Origin of the sequence: Flavobacterium subsaxonicum WB 4.1-42 = DSM 21790, from assembly GCF_000422725.1 — a bacterium.
In the GTDB taxonomy this organism is placed as follows: Bacteria; Bacteroidota; Bacteroidia; order Flavobacteriales; family Flavobacteriaceae; genus Flavobacterium; species Flavobacterium subsaxonicum.
This window is the reverse complement of sequence record NZ_AUGP01000002.1, coordinates 61,129-79,338: the sequence shown is the minus strand read 5'-3', so window position 1 is coordinate 79,338 and position 18,210 is coordinate 61,129. Positions and strand designations below refer to the sequence as shown.

General features: G+C 44.6%; 13 protein-coding genes. 4 read left to right on the top strand and 9 right to left on the bottom strand.

What is annotated here, in order from left to right:
- Window positions 1-32: 32 nt before the first annotated feature.
- The 8 genes from G509_RS0100965 to G509_RS0100930 all read right to left on the bottom strand — a co-directional run bounded on the left by G509_RS0100965 (window position 33) and on the right by G509_RS0100930 (window position 9,325).
- Entirely contained in the window at window positions 33-773 is a 741-nt protein-coding gene (locus G509_RS0100965) for a tetratricopeptide repeat protein (protein ID WP_026989819.1), read from the bottom strand.
- Window positions 774-908: 135 nt separating this feature from the next.
- Window positions 909-2,720 (bottom strand): BatD family protein, encoded by a 1,812-nt coding sequence (locus tag G509_RS0100960; RefSeq protein WP_026989818.1) that lies wholly within the window; start codon window positions 2,718-2,720, stop codon window positions 909-911.
- Between the two features lie 66 nt (window positions 2,721-2,786).
- The gene (locus G509_RS0100955; protein ID WP_026989817.1) at window positions 2,787-3,617 is read right to left on the bottom strand and encodes a tetratricopeptide repeat protein; all 831 of its coding nucleotides are present in this window, start codon (window positions 3,615-3,617) and stop codon (window positions 2,787-2,789) included.
- On the bottom strand, window positions 3,617-4,651 hold the full coding sequence (locus tag G509_RS0100950; RefSeq protein ID WP_026989816.1) for a VWA domain-containing protein: 1,035 nt from the start codon (window positions 4,649-4,651) through the stop codon (window positions 3,617-3,619). Before G509_RS0100950 ends, G509_RS0100955 begins: the two co-directional genes overlap by 1 nt.
- A gap of 2 nt (window positions 4,652-4,653) precedes the next feature.
- Window positions 4,654-5,658, bottom strand: a complete 1,005-nt coding sequence (locus G509_RS0100945; protein ID WP_026989815.1) for a vWA domain-containing protein — start codon at window positions 5,656-5,658, stop codon at window positions 4,654-4,656.
- 2 nt (window positions 5,659-5,660) lie between these two features.
- Entirely contained in the window at window positions 5,661-7,274 is a 1,614-nt protein-coding gene (locus G509_RS0100940) for a flagellar basal body-associated FliL family protein (protein ID WP_026989814.1), read from the bottom strand.
- Window positions 7,275-7,297: 23 nt separating this feature from the next.
- Window positions 7,298-8,164: a DUF58 domain-containing protein gene (locus tag G509_RS0100935; RefSeq protein WP_026989813.1), complete on the bottom strand. Its 867-nt coding sequence runs from the start codon at window positions 8,162-8,164 to the stop codon at window positions 7,298-7,300.
- Window positions 8,165-8,320: 156 nt separating this feature from the next.
- Window positions 8,321-9,325, bottom strand: a complete 1,005-nt coding sequence (locus G509_RS0100930) for an AAA family ATPase (protein ID WP_026989812.1) — start codon at window positions 9,323-9,325, stop codon at window positions 8,321-8,323.
- A gap of 491 nt (window positions 9,326-9,816) precedes the next feature.
- Here G509_RS0100930 and G509_RS0100915 point away from each other — a divergent pair, with 491 nt between their 5' ends.
- The 4 genes from G509_RS0100915 to G509_RS0100900 all read left to right on the top strand — a co-directional run bounded on the left by G509_RS0100915 (window position 9,817) and on the right by G509_RS0100900 (window position 15,100).
- A complete protein-coding gene (locus G509_RS0100915) occupies window positions 9,817-11,859 on the top strand; it encodes a zinc-dependent metalloprotease (protein WP_081663216.1) in 2,043 nt (680 codons plus the stop codon).
- Between the two features lie 146 nt (window positions 11,860-12,005).
- Window positions 12,006-12,875, top strand: a complete 870-nt coding sequence (locus G509_RS0100910; protein WP_026989810.1) for an aldo/keto reductase — start codon at window positions 12,006-12,008, stop codon at window positions 12,873-12,875.
- Between the two features lie 172 nt (window positions 12,876-13,047).
- Window positions 13,048-13,800, top strand: a complete 753-nt coding sequence (locus tag G509_RS0100905; RefSeq protein ID WP_026989809.1) for an SDR family NAD(P)-dependent oxidoreductase — start codon at window positions 13,048-13,050, stop codon at window positions 13,798-13,800.
- 154 nt (window positions 13,801-13,954) lie between these two features.
- Window positions 13,955-15,100, top strand: coding sequence for an ATP-binding protein (locus G509_RS0100900; RefSeq protein ID WP_026989808.1), 1,146 nt, complete (start codon window positions 13,955-13,957; stop codon window positions 15,098-15,100).
- A 252-nt stretch (window positions 15,101-15,352) separates the two neighbouring features.
- On the opposite strand, the gene G509_RS0100895 is transcribed toward G509_RS0100900, so the two are convergent.
- Window positions 15,353-18,154: a T9SS-dependent choice-of-anchor J family protein gene (locus G509_RS0100895; protein WP_026989807.1), complete on the bottom strand. Its 2,802-nt coding sequence runs from the start codon at window positions 18,152-18,154 to the stop codon at window positions 15,353-15,355.
- Between the last annotated feature and the right edge of the window lie 56 nt (window positions 18,155-18,210).

Below are 18,210 nucleotides of genomic sequence, written 5' to 3'. Positions count from 1 at the left end.
GGGCTTTTTTATATGCTATAATTACTATAAAGCTATTTCAGTTCTTTAATAGCGCGGGCTTCTACCCAGCCCACGCTGTCATCTGCCAGTACAATTTTTTTCCAGTTGTCTACGGTTTCTGTCACGTTTACCTTAGTGCCCTCATGCAGTATAAAGGCGTCCTGCGATTTGGCGTTGGGTTCTCCCTTTACCGATACCACTTCGGCATACACTATAGCCGGATTTTGGCGGCTGTCCTGCGCTTTTACATAAACGGCGGCAACAATGCTAAGCACTATGCCTAAAAGTGCCACAAACATGCCCACAAAAAATATGCGTTTAAGCAGTGTAGTGCCCGCCAGGTAATAGCCTAAAAACAGCAGCAAAAAAAATGTGGAGAACGATACCGCAACCCAGGCCCAGGTATCGTAATGATAATTGCCCGTAAGGTTGTTTACCAGTTTGCCAAAACCCACTTTTGGGGTGGCTTTAATATCGTCTATTACCATTTTTTGGGCAAAGGCAAGGTTTACCTCAGCATCTTTATTTCCGGGGTTAAGCAGCAGGGCTTTCTCAAAATTATAAATGGCCGGGGCAATTTTGTTGAGCTTGTAATACGCATTGCCCAGGTTAAAATACACCTCCGCCGATTCTTTATTTTGCTTTAAGATACCTTCATACTCCTGCGCTGCGCCGGTAAAGTCGCCTTTACGGTACAGGGCATTGCCTTTATCAAAAGACTGCGCTGCAAGCAGCTGCGTTAAAAATAATAGTATGTATGCTAAATTTTTCATTGTCTGTTTCTTACTATTCGTCACACAACCTGCAAGGTTTTTAAAACCTTGTAGGTTTATTTGTTAGGCTTTTATTTATACCTGCAAGGTCTTCGAGACCTTGCAGGAGCTAAGCACCTCAGCCCCTTAAAACCCCTACTTTATCTGCTTCTCTAAAGCGGTTATAACACTTACGGCGCTATCATAATCCTGCTGCATGGCCGTACCGCTGGATGGCGCATACCTTGCAAACTCGCAGTTATCCATAATTAGGCTAAAATTATTAACCGTGTCCGGATCTGCCTTGCGCGAAAGCAACAACTCACGAATGTTCTCACGGCTTAGCTCCGATGTTTCGATATTCAGTTTCGCCTTAAGGAAATTATGCAGCGCTTTTTCCAGCGCAAGGTAAAACGGCTCTTTGCTGCCCAGTTGTTTTTTGGCTTCGCCTAAAAATTTACGCGCCAGTTTATTGTTCTGGCGAATCTTGTTACCCGTAACATCGCTGTCGTAGGCCTCTTTTTTCTTTTTAAGAAGCACGATAACCGGTATTAGCAGGAACGGAATAAACAACAAGATATAAAACAGCGTAGACCCAAAGAAATCATCCCTGCCTGTTGCCCTAAGCGATGTTTCCAGGTTTATGAACCTGAATGTTTCGCCCGGTGCCAGTTTTTGTTTGGATGATGCTACCTGATTGGCCGCTGTTGCATTGGCCGGCATGGTGGTAACATCTATCATTATTTCTTTAGACGTTACCGTGTGGTATTTGGCCGTGTTAGGGTCAAACCACGAGAACGACAATGGTTTTATAGGATACTTGCCCTTGTTGTTAGGCACGATGGTGTACAGGTCGCTAATGCTGCCGTACATGCCTGTAAGCGGCGTTTTAACGTCTTCTTTATGTTCAGGGTCGTACATTTCCAGCGCCGCCGGAACTTCCGGCTTAGGCAGCGTAAACAGCTTAAGGTTGCCCTTGCCGCTAACACTAACCGTTACCTGGGTGCTCTCGCCACCTTTAAGGGTGGTTTTGCCCGGGGTAACTTTAAACTCGAAATTACCTACCGCCCCATTAAAGTCGTCTGGCTTGCCGGCTTCGGGCAGTGCCCTAACATTAATGAATTTCTTGCCTGTAGTGGCCTCTGTTTTTGCCTGGGTGGTAAACGGCCTGCCAAACATATCGCGCCTGCCGGTTGGCACCTCTACATTAAGCTCTACTACAAGCGGCTCAATTTCTAACCTGCCACTTTTTTGCGGATATAGCACAGCCTTGCGCAGCACCACATAACGGTATGGCTGCCCTTTATAAGTGCCCTGCTGCACCTTCATGCTCTTGCCGTCTACCACTTCTATCTGGCTCCAGAAGTCGTTGTACTTAGGGCTTTCTTTCTCAAAAAAGTTAAGCACGCTGCTGTTGGGGCTAACATATAGTTTGTACACCACATTAACCGGCTGGTTAACATACGGGCTGGTATTGGCAACCTCGGCCACTAAGTGTATACCGTCGCCCGGTTTCTGGGCCACCTGGTCGCCCGGGTCTTCCTGCTGTTGCTGGTAGGGGTTGTACGGATTGTATGGCCGCTGAGGCTGCGGGTTAGGGTTGGCAACGGCATCGCCCACGGTAACCTTAAATGGCGATGTTTTATAGGTTTGCCCCTCTATTTCTATAGTAGCCTGCCCAATGGTAAATGTGCCCTTGGCTTTTGGCGTAAGCACGTAAGTGTAGGTTTTGCTAAAGCTGCGCTTGCCGTTTATCCAGGAGTTGCTTATCATCTGGCCGGGGCCGGCTGCCTGAAACCCCTGAAAGGCAGGCGGACTAAAGTTGTCGCCGTCCTGGTTCATGCTGAATTCTACGCGCAGCTTTTCGTTAATGCCCAGTTTTGTTTTACTGGGCGTTGCCTTAAATTCTACCTGGGCATAAAGGCCCTGCAGCGATAGTAGTAGTATGAGTAAGATGTACTTTTTCATAGTCTCTGTTCCGTAATCTGGAAAATAATCACATTTTTCAAATTAGTAGTTGTATGCACCGGTGTGTTACCAGTCTTTTTCCTGTTTTGTTGGCTGGGCCTTAACCTTTTTGGCATTTAGCTTATCCTGCACCTTTTTTTCTTCGTTGTTTAGGGCATTAAGCATGTTTTGCATCTGGTCTTTATTAGGGCTCGCACCGCTTGGGTTGGCATCGGCTTTGTTCTCTTTGTCTTTACCGTTGCCGTTATCTTTATCCTTTTGGTCGCCTTTGTCTTTGTTCTTATCTTTCTGGTCGCCCTTATCCTTATTGTCTTTGTCTTTATCCTTGCCCTTATCGCCTTTATCCTTCTCGTCGCCCTTGTTCTTATCCTTATCGTTGTCTTTAGGCTTTTGCGATTTATCATCGTCTTTGCCTTTCGGCGGATCTTTCTTATCGTCTTTAGGCTTAGGCGGCGGGTTGTTTTTAAGCATCTCTTTAGCCAGGGCAAAGTTATAACGGGTCTGGTCATCTGTAGGGTTGTTGCGCAGCGCATTTTTGTAAGCCTCTACCGCAGCCTGGTAATTTTTTTGCTCCATAAGCACGTTGCCCAGGTTGTGGTAGGCCATGTGCTTTTGCTTTTTGTCCTTAGCATTTTCTATAGCCTTAGAATACGCATAAATGGCCTCTCCCGGCTTTTTTTGCCTGTAAATGGCATTGCCAAGGTTGTAGGATGCAATAGCCTTTGTAGGCGATTTAGAATTCGATATACGATACTCCGCCTCGGCATCTACATAGTCTTTGGCCTCAAAATCTTTATTGCCTTTGGGCAGGTTGGTGTCTTTAACCTCTTTTTTCTTTTCCTGCGAAAAAGCCAGTAAGGCACACAGCAGGAAGCTATATGTAAGTACTTTTTTCATTATTCTTTTTCGTTAAACAGGTTAAGTTTTGTAATCCATCCGGTTTTGCGCTCCAGTAAAAATATTTCTAAGAAAAGCAGCAGGAACGCCCCACCCAGAAACCATTGGAATTGCGACTCGTACAATGCTACTTCTTTACTTTCAAACTCTGATTTTTCTATGTGCTCCAGTGCGTTCTTTACATAATCAGTAACCTCGCGGCTGCTGCCACCATATATATAGCCGCCTTTGGTGCGCTCTGCAATGGTTTTAAGCGCATCGGGGTACAGTTTTGTAACTACGGTTTCGCCCTGATTGTCTTTTTTATAGCTCTCTACCTTGCCGTTTACTTTTAAGGGTATAGGCCCGCCTTTCTCGGTACCCATACCAATAGTAATCAGCTTTATGCCTTTTTTTTGGGCTTCGGCGGCGGCCTCTTCGCTGCCTTCGCCGTGGTCTTCGCCATCAGACAGCAATATAACCAATTTACTGGTTTGGGGGTTATCAAAAAACGTACCCGCCAAATTAATGGCATCGCTAATGGCAGTTCCCTGAGATGATACCATATCGGTATTCATATTCTGAAGGAACATCTTGGCAACACTATAATCGGTTGTGATGGGAAGCACCGGGTAAGCACTGCCGGCATAACCGATAATGCCTATCCTGTCGGACCCTAAGCTGTTAATAATTTGCGATACTATCTGCTTGCTTTTTTCTAACCTGCTTGGGGCAACGTCTTCGGCCAGCATACTTTTAGAAACGTCTATGGCAAAAACAATGTCTACGCCCTCGCGTTTAACGGTCTCGGTACGGGTGCCTATTTTAGGGTTAACCAGTGCAATAATTACACCTGCCAACGCCAGTAGCAGCACCACAAGCTTTAGTGCCGATTTAAAAACCGAACTCTCCGGGCTTAATCTCTTTACCAGTTCGGGATTACCAAACTCGCGTTGTTTTTTGCGTTTCCAGTATAAATTATACAGGAAAATAAGCACCAGCACAGGGATGATGCCCAATAAATACAAATATTTTGATTCGTCTAACTCGTACATACCTATATAAAGCTTCTGTAAAGGGTTTTACGCGCAACCGCCTCGGCCATCAGCAGCCCAAGGGCCGCCCAAACCCAAGGTCGGAATTTTTCGTCGTAGTTATAAAACTTTTGTTCCTCTATCTCGGTGGTTTCCAATTTATTTATCTCGTTGTAAATAGCCTTTAGCTTGCTGTTGCTGGTAGCCCTAAAGTAGGTACCCTCGGTTTTTTTAGCAATTTCTTTCATCAGCGCTTCGTCTATCTGTACGGGCATCATCTGGTACACAAAGCTGCCATCGGGCCTTTTTGCGTACGGAAACAACGCATTGCCATTAGTACCAATACCAATGGTATATACCTTAATGCCGTATTCTTTAGCCATGTCTGATGCCATCCTTGGGTCAATAAAGCCTGAGTTGTTTACACCATCTGTAAGCAAAATGATAATGCGGCTCTTGGCTTTGCTCTCTTTAAGGCGGTTAATGGCGGTGGCAAGGCCTACACCAATACCGGTACCGTCCTGCAGCACCATATCATCATACTTGACTGATTGTATTGCCTTTTTAATAAGCTCTTTATCGCTGGTAACCGGGGTTTTGGTATACGCCTCGCCGGCATAAACCACAAGGCCTATACGATCGTTAGGGCGGGCATCCACAAAATCTTCGGCCACATCTTTAAGGGCTTCAAGGCGGTTGGGCTTAAGGTCTTTGGCCAGCATAGAGCCAGATACGTCCATAGCCATTACAATATCGATACCGCGGGTAGTGCGGGTTTTGTTATTAATATCTACACTTCTTGGCCTTGCCATAGCCACAATAATGCAGCTTAATGCCAGTAGCCTTAAGGCAAACAGTACCGGTTTTAGCTTTGCCAGTACAGAGGGTGCTGCCTTAAACCCGTTTAGCGTACTTATGCTAAGTGTGGCAGTTTGCTGCCTGCGTTTCCAGATGTACCAGCCAATAGCCAATGGCAAAATAGCAAAGAGCCAAAAGAAACCGGGATTTAAAAAAGTTACATCTTTCATAATTATTGATTCAGGTTTCTCAGTTCGATAGAATTTTTAATGCGCTCCAGCATTTGCGGGGCATATTCATCGCCCTGCTTATAAAGCACCATTACCTGCTGCAAGCCCTGCTGCTGCTTAAAGAAAAACAGCTCGTAATAAGCATCTACAGGTTGTTTGGTAATAGCATGCGGAAACTTCATGGTGCCATAAGAGCGTATGCCCTGTATGCCGCCCTGTGTAGCAAATTCTTCTGTTTTAAGCAAAATGTTTTGTGCGCCCTGGCTTGCCCATGCTTTGGTAACACCATCTACCGCAAGGTTAAGATCTATATCTTTAGGTTCTTTAAAAATGGTGGTGCCCACGGCCACATAAAAATCGCCAAACAGTTCGCCGTAGCCAAACATATTAAGGTCTTTTATAAGCGCCATAGCATCGGCAGGAATCATTTTAGAGGCATCCATACGCTTAAGTACCCTTGGGGTTTCCAGCGTTAGGCCCGGGTTGCCGTACTCGCTCTTAACCCATTCGCCATCTAAAAGGGCTTTGTTCTCGGTGCCAAAAATGCCACTGTCGTTTAAAGCCGACTGCACTAAAAAGAAACTCACCACAAAAGCCACTATAAAGGATATTACGCCTAAAATAATGTTCCTGCGTTTTTTTTCTTTCTTTTTGCGCTGGGCTTCCTCCCACATGCGGGTGTGTATCTCGTCGTCGTCTTTTTCAACCGGAATACTGCGATCTATAACCACTATGGTTTTTTCTATGCGGTTACGGTCTTCGGCAATTTCAAACTCCATTGGCCTGCTTTTAGCGAATTTCACTAAGTCAGCATTGCGAAGTACCTGCTCCAGCTGCTCGAAAGTTTCCGGGCGAAGGCTCATTTTACGGCGCTGTGTAGCGCGGCGCATGGCCTCTATAAGTTCGCCGGTGGTGCTTTCCATAGCCGGTATGTGTATGGCCTCTTCTATATAGGTACGGGCAATATCGGCCAGTTCGCTATAGTATTCTTTAACCTCGCCTTTTTGCAGCAGTTCTTTCTTTTCAAGGTCGTGCAATAGGGTAGTGGCTTTTTCAATCGGGGTTTTAATAACCTCGGGCGCAGCCTTAACGGTTTTTTTTCTTTTTTTGATGAACCACCAAACGCCATAACCTGCACCGCCAAGCAACACTATGGCAAGGAGTATCCAATAAAGGCTGTTGTCTGAACTGGCTTTGGCAATGGGCTTAATGTCGAACATTTTTTGCTTAAGGGTGTCTACCTTAACATTGCCAACTTCCAGAAGGAGCGAATCGGTCTGGATGGTTTTGTTATTGATAACCACCGGAAGGCGCGGAATAACATAACGGCCGGAGTCGAACTGTGTTAAGCCGTATTTTTTTACCAGCTCGTAAATAGCGCCCTTACGAACGGTATCTACCGGATACGATTCTATAACCTCCAGCTGCCCAAAGGTTTTGCCTTGCGGAAAACTTACCTTAGCGGCAGTATCTACCGTAGCCTTAAGTATAAGGTTGGCCTGCGAGCCTATTTTTATTTTTGTAGAATCTATACTGGTATGCACCTGCTTTTGCTGCCCAAAGGCGGTAACAGCGGCAAACAAACAAAGTACAGTAACTATTTTTTTAATGATCATGTTTTTAAATGTTATAAACCTACTTATGCACGGGCTTTAAAATAACCCAGCAGTTTGGTTACATACGATTCGTCTACACGGGTGCTAACGGCCCCTGCGCCGCAGCGGCTAAAGGTTTCTTTAAAATACTTAACGCGGTCGTGGTAGTACTTTTCGTATTGCAGCCTTACCGATTTAGAGCTTGTGTTAACCAGCATGGTTTCGCCGGTTTCGGCATCGGTCATGTTAACCAGTCCAATATTGGGCATTTGCTCTTCGCGCGGGTCGTAAACGCGAACCCCGGTAATATCGTGCTTTTTAGCAGCAATTTTAAGGGTATGCTCAAAGTCGGCGCTCATAAAGTCGGATATCAAAAATACAATAGCCCTCTTTTTAAGCACGCCCGATAAAAACTTTAACGCCTGGGTAACATCGGTCTTGCGGCTTTTGGGAGTAAACTCAATAAGCTCGCGGATAATGCGCAATACGTGGCTTTTACCTTTTTTTGGCGGAATGTAAAGCTCTACCTGATCTGAAAAAAGTATAAGTCCTATCTTATCGTTATTTTGTGTAGCAGAGAATGCCATTGTAGCGGCAATCTCGGTTACAATATCTTTTTTAAAGGCGCTCTGGGTACCAAAGCTCTCCGACCCCGAAACGTCTACCACAAGCATCATGGTAAGTTCGCGCTCTTCTTCAAAAACCTTAATGTAAGGCTCGTTGTAGCGGGCAGTAACATTCCAGTCGATAGCACGTACATCATCTCCAAACTGGTACTGGCGTACCTCGCTAAAGGTCATACCACGCCCCTTAAACGACGAGTGGTATTCGCCCGAAAAAATGTGGTTGCTAAGCCGCTTGGTCTTGATCTCTATTTTACGAACCTTTTTTAATATATCTTTTGTATCCATAATTTTATAGTCTAAAGTCTCAGGTCTTAAAGTCATAAAGCAACTCCCCTTATGGGTATTAGGCTTTATATATTAATTTGCGACCAATTTTAAGCTAAAGCCATAAAGCAAATCCGTGCAGGACTTTGGACTTTATGACATTTGACTTTATAACGATTAAGGAACTTCAATCTCATTAACTATTTTATTAATGATGTCCATAGAGGTAATGTTCTCGGCTTCGGCCTCGTAGGTAATACCAATACGGTGGCGCAGTACATCGTGCACTACGGCTCTAACATCTTCAGGAATTACATAGCCCCTGCGTTTAATAAATGCGTAGCATTTTGCAGCGGTAGCAAGGTTAATACTACCCCTTGGCGACGAACCAAAGCTAATAAGCGGCTTAAGTTTTTCCAGTTTATATTTTTCAGGGTAACGGGTAGCGAATATAATATCAAGAATATATTTTTCGATCTTCTCGTCCATATACACCTCACGCACGGCCTCTTGTGCACGTAATATCTGCTCTACAGATACTACTGCGTTAACCTTCTCAAAAGCACCTTTAAGGTTGGCGCGCACCACAAGGCGCTCGTCTTCCATTTTAGGGTAGTCTATAACCGCTTTAAGCATAAAACGGTCTACCTGTGCTTCCGGCAGGGGGTAAGTACCTTCCTGCTCCACGGGGTTCATGGTAGCCATTACCAGAAAGGGTTTTTGCAGTTTAAATGTCTCCTCGCCAATAGTAACCTGTTTTTCCTGCATGGCCTCAAGTAAAGCCGATTGCACCTTTGCAGGGGCCCTGTTAATCTCATCGGCTAATACGAAGTTAGCAAAGATGGGGCCTTTTTTTATGGTAAACTCGTTTTGTTTAATGTTGTAAATCATGGTACCAACCACATCGGCAGGAAGCAAATCGGGCGTAAACTGTATACGGCTAAAGCTGCCCTGTACTGCTTGTGCCAGGGTGTTAATGGCAAGGGTTTTTGCAAGGCCGGGTACACCCTCCAGCAAAATGTGCCCCTGGCCCAAAAGGCCAATAAGCAGGCGTTCTATCATGTACTTTTGTCCCACGATAACCTTATTCATTTCCATAACCAAGAGGTCTATAAATGCGCTTTCCCTCTCTATTCTTTCGTTAATTGCCCTAATGTCTACAGTGGCAGTGTTTTCTTCCATAATCTTGTATTGTTTTGGAGTGTGAATTTAATAAGCTTTTTTTACATTGCAAATTCATTGCCGAATTTATTGCCTTTACCCTAAATGGGGTGTTAACGCGTTGTTAACGGCATTTAGGTTTAGTAAAAAAATATGCGTTTGGGTGCTGTTTAGTGCACTGCATTTTAAAACCAAAAAAAGCGTTGCCCGGCAACGGCAGCGTTTACAACGAAAATATTTGCGTAAAAGTATGCAAATGTTAAATTTTTATTGGTAAAACTCTTGTAAACTTATGCGTTGCAGTACGAAAAAATGTTTACTCGCCTTTGCTATTACTGCTTTTACGTTTCTTAAATGCCCTTGCCCAGCTTATAGAACCCTGCGAAACCGACCCTATAAACACGTTAAAACCAAAATTCAAATTTATTTGCCCTGATGGTAGTAATTATTTAAGCTAAACCATTTAAAATGAGGATGTTTTTGTTATATTTTTGCGCGAAAACAGATATTTAATGAAACAATTTTTACTATCCCTTTCTTTTTTGGGCTGTCTCATGGCAGCGCAGGCACAGCAAAAGCACCAGTGCGGTACCGATGGCCTGCACGACCACAAAATGGCAACCGATGCCGTTTACGCAAAACGCATGCACGATTTTGATGCACGCTATACCGGCGGTAACATTAAAAAAGGCCCGCAAACTGCCGGCACTTACGTTATACCCGTTGTGGTACACGTTATGCACAAAGGCGAGGCGCTGGGTGTTGGCACCAATATTACCGACGAGGAAATTAGAAACCAGATAAAAGCGGTTAACGAGCGTTTTCGTAAAGCCGCCGGTAGTGTGGGCGATGGCAATGGTGCAGATACCGGCTTTGAGTTTGCACTTGCCGTACGCGACCCACAAGGTAATTGTACCAACGGTATTACCAGGACCGATATGACTAATGTTGCTCTTTACATGAACAATGGTGTACAATATGATACAAATGGGAGTGGCATTACAGATGGTGCCCTTAAGGCTCTTGACTACTGGGATTCTAACCGATACTATAACATTTGGATCGTATCAGAATTTGATAACGGCATGTCTGCTTTTTCCGGTTATGCCTATTATGCAAGTGCACACGGCCTTAGTTATGATGGTGCTGTAATACTTTCAGACTATTTTGCCAATTCAGAAAGTATTACTACTACACACGAGCTTGGTCATGCCTTTAACCTGTACCATACTTTTGAAGGCGATGCCGCCGGTACAGCCTGCCCAACAGTAATTAATGGCTGCGGCACCGGCCTTGGCGATTGTTGTTTAGATACTGCCCCGCATATTAGAAATACCGATTGTACTACTACAGGCACCAACAGCTGCGACCCAACCAATACCGACCTTAGTTTTAAACACAATTACATGACATATTCGGTAGCATATAACTGTCAAAACATGTTTAGTAACGACCAGAAAAACAGGGCTATAGATGCAGCTACTTTAATACGTGGCTCGTTATTGGCAGCAAATGGTAACATGAGCCTTGTGCCACCGGCATTAACATCGGCAACTTTTACTATTTCTACCAGCATAGTTTGCCTTGGCAACAGTGTTAATCTTATGGATGCAAGTAGCTGCATACCTAAAAATTATTTAGCCGAATCTGCCTGGGCCGGCATTAATTTTACATGGACTATCACTAACGGTACGGGTATGTATGTGTTTAACACCCAAAATGTAAACTTTACTCCGCCAGTTGCCGGCACATACAGCATTAATTTGGCTATAACTATGGGCAACGCTACGTTTACTACCACTATGGCAAACGCCATTACCGTTTTATCCAATGCAGAATCTGTACAGGCATGCATCCCAGATCCGGGGCAGGTAGGTAATTTTGGATATAGTGTAAATAATGTAGTTTTTAATAATATAAATAACGAGACACCATTGAGTATTGGCGGCTACGAAAATTTTAAATGCAGTAGCGCAACGTCGGTCTATACAGGAAGTACTTACCCGTTATCTGTTTCAATTAAATCGGGTAATAGCTATACCGAAAACTACAGGGCCTATATCGATTATAATAACAATGGCAGTTTTGAAGCCGGCGAAATGGTTGCAAGCGGGTCTGTGCCTAATTTAACTGCTCAAACTTTTACAACCGATGTTACAATACCGGCTAATGCTGTTCAGGGTTCGTTATTAACAATGAGGGTTATAGGAGAGGCAATAGATCTTACGGATGCTGAGGTAGCCTGTACTGCAGAATTTTATGTAGCCGATATAGAAGACTATGGCATATACATTATGGTGCCGTTAGGCACTACAGAGTTTTCGGCTAAAACCATTACCATGGCACCTAACCCGGCTAACAGCCTTGTTACGCTATCCGCGCAAAGCGAAATAGAAAGCGTTACGCTGTACAACATGCTTGGACAGGTAGTGCTTACTAAAACAGTTAATGCAACACAGTCAGATTTGGATGTATCTGGACTAAGTGCAGGCACTTATGTAGTGCACGCTTCGGCCCAGGGCAAAACCGCTGTTTTAAAGCTGGTTAAGCAATAACATACCCTTACGGGAATAATTTAAAGCCTATTTGCTGCATAATTTTGTAGTAAACAGGCTTTTGTTGTTTTTTTAAACTGCTATGTAGGTGTAAGAAAAAATCATTTGATTATTTTTATGCACAAATACTATAACTACAACATTAAATGAGTATACCACTCTCGCCCGTTATTGCGGGCACCATGAACTGGGGCGCATGGCAGGCTAATTTTAATCCTGCGCAAATGGCACAGCTTATAAACAACTGTATTAGCGTGGGCATTACCACTTTTGACCACGCCGATATTTACGGCGGCTACACCACCGAAGCCGATTTTGGACTTGGCTTTGCCCAAAGCGGCGTTAAGCGCGAAGACATTCAGCTTATATCAAAATGCGGCATACAGCATACCGTGGGCAACCGCCCCATTAAGGTAAAGCATTACAATTACTCTAAAGATTATATTATTTGGAGTGCCGAAAATTCGCTTAAATTTTTAAAGACCGATTACCTCGATGTGCTTTTGCTGCACCGCCCCAGCCCGCTTATGCAGCCGGGCGAAATTGCCGAAGCCATACACAAGCTTAAAGGGCAGGGCAAGATAAGGGAGTTTGGCCTCTCTAACTTTACCACCAGCCAGACCGAACTTATAAAATCGTTACTGCATGTGTACTGCAACCAGATAGAGTTTTCGGCTACAGCCTACCAGCCCATGTTAGATGGCAGCCTTGATTTTATGCAGCTGCACAACATTAAGCCTATGGCGTGGAGCCCCGTTGGCAGCGTATTTAAGGCCGAAAATGCCCAGACCGACAGGCTTAAAACCCTGCTGCTGGAATTTGTAGAAAAGTACGAGGCTACCGCCGATGTTATTTTGCTTGCCTGGATAATGCAGCACCCGGCAGGTATTGTTCCCGTTTCGGGGTCGTGCAATTTCGACCGGTTAAAAAACCAGGTTAAAGCCGCCAGCCTTACATTAGACCTTGAGGACTGGTTTGCCATCTGGACCGAAAGCATGGGGCATAAAGTACCGTAAAGACGTTGCAAGTGTTAAGTAGGCAGTCCCAGTATCAGTTTACGGTAGCAGTCGCAGTCGGCAGCCTCAAAGGGGAGCAACATAATAGCATACGGCAGCGCCCTATGAACGAGATGAAGCCTATACGGCACAGAATTTTAAATTTTAAATCTTCAATTTTAAACACATAAGAATGAAAACAGCATTAATAACAGGGGCAACCAGCGGTATAGGCAGGGCTACGGCACGCTTTCTGGCAAAAAATAAATTTAAACTTATTATTTGCGGCCGCCGCGAAGACCGCCTTGCCGAATTGCAGGACGAGTTTAGCGCCCTAACCGAGGTGCATACCCTTAATTTTGACGTTAGAAAAAAGAAAGACGTGGCAAAGGCCATAGCTTCTATTCCGCCCGATTTTATGAAGATCGATGTACTGGTTAACAACGCCGGCAACGCCCACGGCCTGGACCCTATAGAAAATGGCGACGAGGAAGACTGGGATGCCATGATAGACATAAATATCAAAGGGCTGCTGTATGTAAGCAAAGAGGTTATTCCCGGTATGGTAGAGCGCCGCAGCGGTCACATCATCAACATTGGGTCAATTGCCGGTAAAGAGGTGTATACCAACGGTAACGTGTATTGTGCTACCAAACATGCAGTAGATGCACTAAACATTGGCATGCGAATGGACCTTAACCAGTACGGTATTCGCGTGGGCGCTATAAACCCGGGTATGGTTGACACCGAATTTAGCGAAGTACGCTTTAAAGGCGATACCGAAAGGGCTGCACAGGTATACAAAGGCCTTGACCCGCTTAAAGCCGAGGATATTGCCGATATAATCCACTTTGTGGTTACGCGTCCGTACCATGTTAACATTGCCGACCTTACTGTATTGCCAACTGCGCAGGCAAGTGCCACTATTGTTAATAAGCAGCTGTAGGCCGAGCTCCTGCAAGGTCTTTGAGACCTTGTAGGTGTTAGATGGCAATCGTGGCATTCCCCTCCAAAGGAGGGGAATTCTCAAACGAACCCCAAACCCCAAATTCCTAACCCGTAACTCTGAACCCCCAACCCCCAACCCAAACCCCTCCACAATGATCAACAAACGCCTTTTAATTAAAAACCTGCTGGCTCACAACGATGAGAGTAGTTTTTATGATAAAAAGCGTCAGTTAAACCTGCATACCAAAGAGGGTAAGGCCAAGTTTGTAAAGCATATATGTGCGTTATCCAATTCTAACCCACACAACAACTCTTACATTGTGGTTGGTGTAGAAGACGGCGACAACGAGATTACCGGTACCGACTTTTACGACGATAGCCGCATCCAGAACCTTGTAAATGCCTTTTTAATACACCCGCCACGCATACAGTACGAAAATGTACCGTTTCCGCACTTGCCGAAAGACAGGGTAGTGGGCCTGGTTACCATTAGCCCTAACGGACGTGCATCGTACTTTAAAAAAAATATTTATACCATACCCGCCGGCATGGCCTTTTTGCGCCGGGGCAGCAACTCTACACCCGTAGATGTTAGCCAGGTTAACCTTAACAACGTACAGAACAAAAATACGGTAGCCGACATAGAGAACGGGTCGCGCAACAGTATAGAGCACACCCTGGAAGGGGTAATGGACTTTATAAACAACCGGCATAAAGACATGACGGCCAAATACAAAGTATTTAAAGAGCTGTTTATTGTGTGTTGGGCCGGCAACAAAAAAGTGGTTAAGGGGCGTACTTATTTTTCGCGGGTGGATATTGAGCTGATTAACGAGCAGGTAAAACTGTTTTATTCGGCTTTAGATGAGGTAAGTATTGAGTATAACGATGATACTTTCTCGATAACCGAATACGTGGCTTTAGGATTAAACGACAAAACCAGTTACTACCCGCTGGAGCAGATAAGTATCCGCTTTCAGGAAAACGGCAATTATAAAATGGAATCGGAAATGCTGTTCGAACCCCCGCAGTATAACCGCAAAATGATGTACCATATTTATAACGCCAACCTTGCGCTATTAAGCAAGCTTCAAAAGGGCATACCCTTATCTGAAAGGGAACAGAAAGACCTCGAAAACCTGCCAAGTACTTTTATGATATGCTACCTTAATGGTTTTGACGATGCCAAACAAAAGCTGGTAGACGCCAAGCCACTGCTTAAGGCGTATGCCGAAAACTCGGCCTACATATCGTTTAAAGAAGCTATGAGGGTATTGCGTAAAATGAAATATGCGTAGCTATTTCACAGAGATACGCAGAGGGATCTCAGAGATGCACTGACAATTTTAAGAAAACAACATTCGTTGCTAAAACACAGAGCTATATGGCTAAATGGCTGTATCGCTTTGTGGTCTCGCGCCGCAGGGCAATCTAAATTAATCTAAATTAATCTCTGAGATCCCTCTGCGTATCTCTGTGGAACAGCCAATTAACAAAAAGTCCCGAACCATAAACAATGATCCGGGACTTTTATATCAAATTAAAATTCCTTATTCCTTAATTATCTTCTTAACCTCAACACCGGTATCGGTAGTTATCCTTACAAAATAAATACCGGCTTTTAAAGCCTGGGTATCTATAGTGGTAGCGTTTTGGGCGGTAAGGCATTGCCTGCCGTTAACATCTAACACCATAATATTTTGTACGGTACCCTGCCTAAGTTTAATGGTAAGCATGTTTTTAACCGGGTTAGGATATAGCGTAGCATTGCCAAGGGTAGGTGTTTTAACGCCTGCTGTGGCAACAACCTCTGTACTGGCCGTGTTAGTAATAACCGCCGGGTTAAAGTCGAAATAAATATCGGCAGTACTGTACACAATATCGCCTAAGCCGTAGGTGCTCTTAGGCTTAACCCTGTAGGTAATAAAACCGTGGCTTGCCGCCTCGTTACTGGTACTATCGGGCAGGTGAATGTTGTTGTACGTAAACTCCAATAGGTTTTGAGTACGGCTAACGTTATAATTGTGGCTCGATGCTATTGGCGTAAACGTATTCCAGTCCAACAGCTCGTCTAAGGCATTGGTAATTTTAACATTGGTAGCTGCAAAATTACCCGTGTTCTGAAAGCGGATAGTATACGTAAGGTAATCATCGGCCTGTGCTTCGGTAATCGTTGCACCTTCGTGTACGGTAATATCATTTGGGTCGTAAGAGTTTACAACGGTTTGTACCAGCGTTACCGTATTGTTATCTAACACCTCATCGGTTTCGGCTATCGAAACTTCGGCTACAAACTCAAGTTCGTCTTCGGCCTCGTTTACAGGGGGCTCAAAATAATATAGCACTATATTTACAGATTGCGATGATAACGGAGCAATAGTGCCAAGATCTAAGCTAATAGTGCCGGCATTTAAAGTATACGGAAGGCCAACATATTCAATTTCTGCCTTGGTAGTGTTAAAAGTAAAGGTAGCAGTAGTGCCTGTTGCGGCTATGTTGCCATTATTGGTAACTATTAACTGGTAGGTGCCATAAAAACCGGGTTGGGCCACTGTAATTGGTAAAAGTGTAACCTGAACATCGGCAAAAGGCTCTGTAACCTCAAGGCAAAAATCTATCGATACGCCGTTAAGGCCTTCGTTAAAATCTATAGGTGCAGTTACAGGGGTAACCGGTGCAAACCCTGCCGGTGCTATAGGAGCAAGGCTTATAGTATTTACGCCATCGGCAAAGTTGCCTATAGCATATTGGCCATCGGCATTAGTATATACAGAAAATGGCCCACCGTTATTAACTGTTACTACAATTTCTACTGCGGGCACTATGTAATCTACAGCGTTGCATACACCATCTTCGTTAGCATCCATTCTAATAATACCTGTAAGGTTATTACCAGTACCGGTAGCAATTGCTATGGGGCCTTCCCAAGGGCTAATGTTTTCGGCATCGCAAATAATCCTTGCATATGCCACATAGTTAGTATTTGGCAGCAGGTTGGTTATAAGTGCGGGGTTTGTAGTAGCCGGTACACCTGCTGTTTGTGCTATAGGCGCAGGGCTGCCGGCGGTAACAATATAATATTCCCAAATAACATTGGGTGTGCCGTTTATGCCAAAAGTAACATTATTATTAGGTGCTACAGTGGCTGTAAGGTTTGTTGGCGGAAAACAGTCTACAGTAAGGCAATTGGCAGTGCCTTCAAACAAAACAGTTCCAGGTTGGCCGGTACCGGCAGGTTTAGAATAGATTATCTGCTCAAACGGATTTTTTAGTACAATGTCTACATCCTGCGGATTTGTGCCTCCCTCTGGCCAGTACAGGCTAAAAGGCGCATCATGGCACAGCGGAACACTTAATTCGGCGGTAGTGCCGGCACCTTCCAAATTCAGGTCAGCTACAACAATACCGTTTTGCATAACCCAGATGCTGTTACCGCTCCAACCATCGTTGGCTGCGTCTGATGCCAAAATGGTATAATTGCACATATCTACAGGAGAGCAGTTAGTGCCCGGGGTATTAAACTGAAACGGCCCCACCCAGCTGCTAAAAGCAACATCGCTGCATACAGAGCGTACATAAAATTTATAACCCGTGTTTGGTGTAAGATTTGACACTACCGTGGGTATACTGGTAATGGGCGTGTTGGCAACGCCTGTAGGCATGCCGGTTGCAGGTAGTACCTCAATCTCAAAGGTCGATGTACCACCCGGGTTTGTCCATCCTAATGTAACACTGGTGTCAGATGTAGGCACGGCCGTAAGATTTGTTGGCTCAAGGCATTGCTGCCCTACCTTAACATTATCTATAAGCCAGGTGTCGGCGTTATCGCCCTGGCCTACAAAGGCAATATATATTTGCGAGCCCGCAGGAATTATAGCCGGTAATGTTACTGTTTTTTCAGTCCACTCGGTCTGTACGGGGTTTAATTCTAACTCGGTAAACTCTGCAGCAACACTATAACCGGCCAAACTTGTTTGGGGGTTAGTAGCATAGGCATACATAATTTTATACGTTCCGCCTTGGTTGCCATCGGCTCCCAATCTGGAAAAAAAGCGCAATTCAGGATTGGCAGTCGTTGTAATAACAGGGCTTATAAGCCAGTCCTGGGGTATATCTGTTCCTACAGCTGCCTGTCCGTAAAGTGCAGCGCAATAAGTACCTGCGTAGGCAATATTTGCCGGCGTTTGTTGCCAGCTGTTACTGCCATTAACATTAGCTATTGCCCAATATACCGGACCTCCGGTACCGGTACCGGTTTGGGCAAACCAAAAGCCTTCAAAACCCTCTACGGGCAGCTGTGCAAAGGCTAAAAAAGGGGCAAATAGTAATAAACAAAGTAATTTTTTTTTCATAGCATATTGGTTTTTAAGTGGTAACGTTAATGTTTAATTAATTTGTAATTAAGGTA

Coding starts and splice junctions, on each gene's coding strand:
- G509_RS0100965 (WP_026989819.1), bottom strand. CDS start 773: ATGAAAAATTTAGCATACATACTATTATTTTTAACGCAGCTGCTTGCA.
- G509_RS0100960 (WP_026989818.1), bottom strand. CDS start 2,720: ATGAAAAAGTACATCTTACTCATACTACTACTATCGCTGCAGGGCCTT.
- G509_RS0100955 (WP_026989817.1), bottom strand. CDS start 3,617: ATGAAAAAAGTACTTACATATAGCTTCCTGCTGTGTGCCTTACTGGCT.
- G509_RS0100950 (WP_026989816.1), bottom strand. CDS start 4,651: ATGTACGAGTTAGACGAATCAAAATATTTGTATTTATTGGGCATCATC.
- G509_RS0100945 (WP_026989815.1), bottom strand. CDS start 5,658: ATGAAAGATGTAACTTTTTTAAATCCCGGTTTCTTTTGGCTCTTTGCT.
- G509_RS0100940 (WP_026989814.1), bottom strand. CDS start 7,274: ATGATCATTAAAAAAATAGTTACTGTACTTTGTTTGTTTGCCGCTGTT.
- G509_RS0100935 (WP_026989813.1), bottom strand. CDS start 8,164: ATGGATACAAAAGATATATTAAAAAAGGTTCGTAAAATAGAGATCAAG.
- G509_RS0100930 (WP_026989812.1), bottom strand. CDS start 9,325: ATGGAAGAAAACACTGCCACTGTAGACATTAGGGCAATTAACGAAAGA.
- G509_RS0100915 (WP_081663216.1), top strand. CDS start 9,817: ATGAAACAATTTTTACTATCCCTTTCTTTTTTGGGCTGTCTCATGGCA.
- G509_RS0100910 (WP_026989810.1), top strand. CDS start 12,006: ATGAGTATACCACTCTCGCCCGTTATTGCGGGCACCATGAACTGGGGC.
- G509_RS0100905 (WP_026989809.1), top strand. CDS start 13,048: ATGAAAACAGCATTAATAACAGGGGCAACCAGCGGTATAGGCAGGGCT.
- G509_RS0100900 (WP_026989808.1), top strand. CDS start 13,955: ATGATCAACAAACGCCTTTTAATTAAAAACCTGCTGGCTCACAACGAT.
- G509_RS0100895 (WP_026989807.1), bottom strand. CDS start 18,154: ATGAAAAAAAAATTACTTTGTTTATTACTATTTGCCCCTTTTTTAGCC.